This window comes from Corallococcus llansteffanensis (assembly GCF_003612055.1).
Lineage (GTDB): Bacteria > Myxococcota > Myxococcia > Myxococcales > Myxococcaceae > Corallococcus > Corallococcus llansteffanensis.
Genome location: NZ_RAWB01000711.1, coordinates 1 through 4,502 on the forward strand (window position 1 = coordinate 1; position 4,502 = coordinate 4,502).

At 68.6% G+C, this 4,502-nt stretch carries 4 protein-coding genes; 2 read left to right on the forward strand and 2 right to left on the reverse strand.

Annotated features, from left to right (window positions below; all coding sequences use genetic code 11):
- Nucleotides 1-1,677 (forward strand): phosphomethylpyrimidine synthase ThiC (gene thiC / locus D7V93_RS38735; RefSeq protein ID WP_120648091.1); only part of this gene is annotated, 1,677 nt, incomplete at its 5' end.
- 132 nt (nt 1,678-1,809) lie between these two features.
- Nucleotides 1,810-2,214 (forward strand): DUF4870 domain-containing protein, encoded by a 405-nt coding sequence (locus D7V93_RS38740; protein ID WP_120648092.1) that lies wholly within the window; start codon nt 1,810-1,812, stop codon nt 2,212-2,214.
- Nucleotides 2,215-2,217: 3 nt separating this feature from the next.
- On the opposite strand, the gene moaA is transcribed toward D7V93_RS38740, so the two are convergent.
- Together moaA and D7V93_RS38750 are read right to left on the reverse strand one after the other, a co-directional pair.
- Nucleotides 2,218-3,222: a GTP 3',8-cyclase MoaA gene (gene moaA / locus D7V93_RS38745; protein WP_120648093.1), complete on the reverse strand. Its 1,005-nt coding sequence runs from the start codon at nt 3,220-3,222 to the stop codon at nt 2,218-2,220.
- Between the two features lie 63 nt (nt 3,223-3,285).
- The gene (locus D7V93_RS38750; protein WP_244237765.1) at nt 3,286-4,500 is read right to left on the reverse strand and encodes an HD-GYP domain-containing protein; all 1,215 of its coding nucleotides are present in this window, start codon (nt 4,498-4,500) and stop codon (nt 3,286-3,288) included.
- Nucleotides 4,501-4,502: the final 2 nt, after the last annotated feature.

Here is a 4,502-nt window from a genome sequence, read left to right on the forward strand (position 1 = left end):
GTCCACGTCTACGACTCCAGCGGCCCCTACACCGACCCCGCCGCGGACATCGACCTGCGCCGGGGCCTGCCCGCCCTGCGTGAGAACTGGATCCACGCCCGCGCGGACACCCAGGAGCTCGCCGGCATCACCTCCGAGTACGGCCGCGCCCGTGAGGCCGATCCGCGCCTCGCCGGTCTGCGCTTCAGCCACCTCCGCAAGCCCCGCGTCGCGAAGGCCGGCGGCAACGTCAGCCAGATGCACTACGCCCGCAAGGGCATCATCACGCCGGAGATGGAATACGTCGCCGTGCGTGAGAACCAGAAGCTGGACGCGTCACTCGCCGCGCAGCACCCCGGCAATTCCTTTGGCGCCGCCATCCCGCGTGTCATCACCCCGGAGTTCGTGCGCGATGAGATCGCCCGGGGCCGCGCCATCATTCCCGCGAACATCAACCACCCGGAGCTGGAGCCGATGATCATCGGCCGCAACTTCCTGGTGAAGATCAACGCCAACATCGGCAACTCCGCCGTCACGTCCTCCATCGAAGAGGAGGTGGAGAAGATGGTCTGGTCCATCCGCTGGGGCGCGGACACCGTCATGGACCTGTCCACCGGCCGCAACATCCACGAGACGCGCGAGTGGATCCTCCGCAACGCCCCGGTGCCCATCGGCACCGTGCCCATCTACCAGGCGCTGGAGAAGGTCAACGGCAAGGCGGAGGAGCTCACCTGGGCCATCTTCCGCGACACCCTCATCGAGCAGGCCGAGCAGGGCGTGGACTACTTCACCATCCACGCGGGCGTCCGCCTCAAGTACGTCCCGCTCACCGCGAAGCGCCTCACCGGCATCGTCAGCCGCGGTGGATCCATCCTCGCCAAGTGGTGCCTCGCCCACCACCAGGAGAACTTCCTCTACACGCACTTCGAGGAGATCTGCGAGATCATGAAGGCGTATGACGTCAGCTTCAGCCTGGGCGACGGCCTGCGCCCCGGCTCCATCGCCGACGCCAACGACGCCGCCCAGTTCGGCGAGCTGGAGACGCTGGGCGAGTTGACGAAGGTGGCCTGGAAGCACGACGTGCAGGTGATGATCGAAGGCCCCGGCCACGTCCCCATGCACCTCATCCAGGAGAACATGACGAAGCAGCTCGCCGTGTGCCACGAGGCGCCGTTCTACACGCTGGGGCCCCTCACCACGGACATCGCGCCGGGCTACGATCACTTCACCAGCGGTATCGGCGCGGCGATGATCGGCTGGTTCGGCACGGCGATGCTCTGCTACGTGACGCCCAAGGAGCACCTGGGCCTGCCCAACCGGGATGACGTGAAGGAAGGCGTCATCACGTACAAGATCGCCGCCCACGCCGCGGATCTCGCCAAGGGCCACCCGGGCGCCCAGGCCCGCGACAACGCCCTGTCCAAGGCGCGCTTCGAGTTCCGCTGGGAGGATCAGTTCAACCTCTCGCTCGATCCCGAGCGCGCCCGCGCCTTCCACGACGAGACGCTCCCCGCCGAAGGCGCGAAGGTCGCCCACTTCTGCTCCATGTGCGGCCCGCACTTCTGCTCCATGAAGATCACCCAGGACGTGCGCGACTACGCCGACAAGGTCGGCGTCGATGAGGTCCGGGCGCTGGAGGCGGGGATGAAGGAGAAGAGCGAGGAATTCAAGAAGGCGGGCAGCGAGCTGTACCGCTGAGCCCTCCAGGCGGACGGGGTCCCCTGAGGGGGCACCCTGTCCGCTGGATGACAGGCACCGACGCGGCGTGCCATGTTGCGAGCCTTCCGGGCGCATCCCGTCGCGCCCCATTCAGACTTCGGAGGGCGTTTCATGGACCCAGGGCAGCGCGAGGATCAGCAGTTCGGCACGTTCATCACCGGTTCGCCCACGGCGACCTCGGATGAGAAGACGATGGGGATGTTGTCCCATCTGGGCTCCATCGCCGGCATCGTGGTGGGCGCGGGCTTCCTGGGCTGGGCGGTGCCGCTGTTCCTGATGCTGACCAAGGGCAAGGAGTCGTCCTTCGTCCGCGCGCACGCGGTGGAGTCGCTCAACTTCCAGATCACCACCTTCATCGCGATGGCCATCTCCGCCGTCCTCATGTGCGTGGCGGTGGGCTTCATCCTGGTGCCCATCGTGGCGCTGGCGTCCATCGTCTTCACGGTCATCGCCGGCCTGAAGGCCAACGACGGCGAGCTCTACCGCTACCCCGTCAACATCCGGCTGGTGAAGTAGCCCTCAGCCGCCAATGCCCATCATGGGCAGGAGCGTGGCGCCGTTTCCGGCCTCCGTGAAACGGTGCCCCTCCGGCTTGTCCCCCAGCGCGCGGCGCACGGCCATGGCCAGTTCCGCGTCGGTGGCTCCGCCCCGGATGAGCTGGTGCAACGGCGCCTGCGCCCGGCCGCCCAGGCAGCTGCGCAGGTCCCCGTTGGACGCCACCCGCACCCGGTTGCACCCGCCGCAGAAGTTCTGGGTCAGCGGGGAGATGAACCCCACGCGCCCGCCCGCAGTCCGCCAGTAGCGCGCCGGCCCGGACGTGGGGGACGCGGCGTCCTCCGCCGGCTCCTCGGTGAGCGCCACGCCCGTGGCCTTCAAGCGCTCCAGCAGCTCCGCCGTGGGCACCGGCGTGCCCTGGCCGAAGGGCATCAACTCGATGAAGCGCGGGGTGATGCCGCGCGCGTGCGCGAAGGCCACCAGCGCGGGCACCTCGTGGTCGTTGAGGCCGCGCATCACCACGACGTTGAGCTTCAGCGACTGGAAGCCCGCGCCCGCCGCCGAGTCGATGCCGCGCATCAGCGCGTCGAAGTCCCCCTGCTTGGAGATGCGCCGGAACGTCTCCGGCGACAGCGTGTCCAGGCTCAGGTTGAGCTGGGTGACGCCCGCGTCGCGCAGCGGGACGGCCAGCGACTCCAGGCGGCTCGCGTTGGTGGTGATGGCCAGGTGCTGCACGCCCGGCACCGCGGCGAGCCTCCGGGCGATCTCCTGGATGTCCGGCCGGATGAGGGGCTCGCCGCCGGTGAGGCGCACGCGGCGGATGCCCATGCGCGCGAACACGGAGACGATGCGCTCGAACTCACCCGCGTCCAGCAGGTCCTTCTTGCCGCCCCAGGACGCAGGCGAGCAGTAGGTGCAGCGGAAGTTGCAGCGGTCCGTGATGCTCAGCCGCAGGTACGTCATGCACCGCCCCTGCGCGTCGAGCAGCGGAGGGGCGAGCGGATTGGGAGCGGGCAGGGGGGCGGTCATCACGGGGCGTTCCGCGTTCATAACAACCCACCCGGGGGAAACCCATCGCTCCCGTCGGGACGTTCAGCCCTCGGTGCCGGAGGCGGAGCGGATGGCGACGGGCGGGGTGGCCAGCGCCGTGGCCGTGGCCGCGCTGGAGGGGCCCACCGGGGTGTGATCCGGTTCGTCATCCAGGTCGGTGAGGCGCGCCAGCTCCGTCTCGGCCTCCGCGGCGTCGGCGGCGGCCTGCATCGGGTTGAGCTTCTTCTCCGCCATCTCCTTCTTGATGCGGATCAGTCCCTCTTCACCGATGTCGAGGAACGCCTTCACCACGTCCGGATCGAACTGGGTGTTGGCGCAGCGTTTGATCTCCTGGATGGCGTTGGCGAACGTCGTGCCCTTGCGGTACGGCCGGTCGCTCGTCATCGCGTCCAGCGTGTCCGCCACCGCGAAGATGCGCGCGCCGATGTGGATCTCGTTGCGCTGCAGGTTGCGCGGGTAGCCCGCGCCGTCGAACCGCTCCTGGTGCGACAGGACGATGTCCGCCGGGGTGGAGAGGAAGGGGATGTTCTGGATCATCTGGAAGCCGATCTCCGGATGACGCCGCATCTCCAGCCACTCGTCGGGGGTGAGCTTGCCGGGCTTGAGCAGGACGGCATCCGGCACGCCAATCTTGCCGATGTCGTGCAGGAGCGCCCCGCGGCCGATCTCCTCCATCTGCTTGCCGTGGATGCCCATGCGGCTGGCGATGGCGGACGTGTAGCTGACCACGCGCTGGGAGTGGTCGCTCGTCTCGTGCTCGCGCGCGTCCAGGGCCGCCACCAGCGCCAGCAGCGTGTTCTGGTACGTGTTGGCGATGTTGTGCAGCGCGCTGCGCAGCTCGGCGGTGCGGTCGCGCACCTTGCCCTCGAGCTTCTTCTGGTAGCGCTTGCGCGCCATCTCGATGCGGCGCTTGGCGAGCGCGCGCTCGATGGCCCGGATGAGGTCGGTGAGCTTCGGTGGCTTGAGCAGGTAGTCCACCGCGCCCCGGCGCAGACAGTCCACCGCGGACTCGGTGTCGCCGTAGCCGGTGAGCATGATGACGGACGTGTCCGGCAGCCGCTCGCGCAGGTTCTCCAGCAGCCACAGCCCGTCGCGACCCGGCATCTTCATGTCGCTGATGACGAGCGGCGTCTCTTCTTCCCCCGCGACGTCGAGCGCCATCTCGGCGCCATTCGCCACGACGCAGTTGTAGCCCTCCTCACGGAGGAGCACGGAGATCACGTCGCGGACGGAGTCATCGTCGTCGACGATCAGGATTC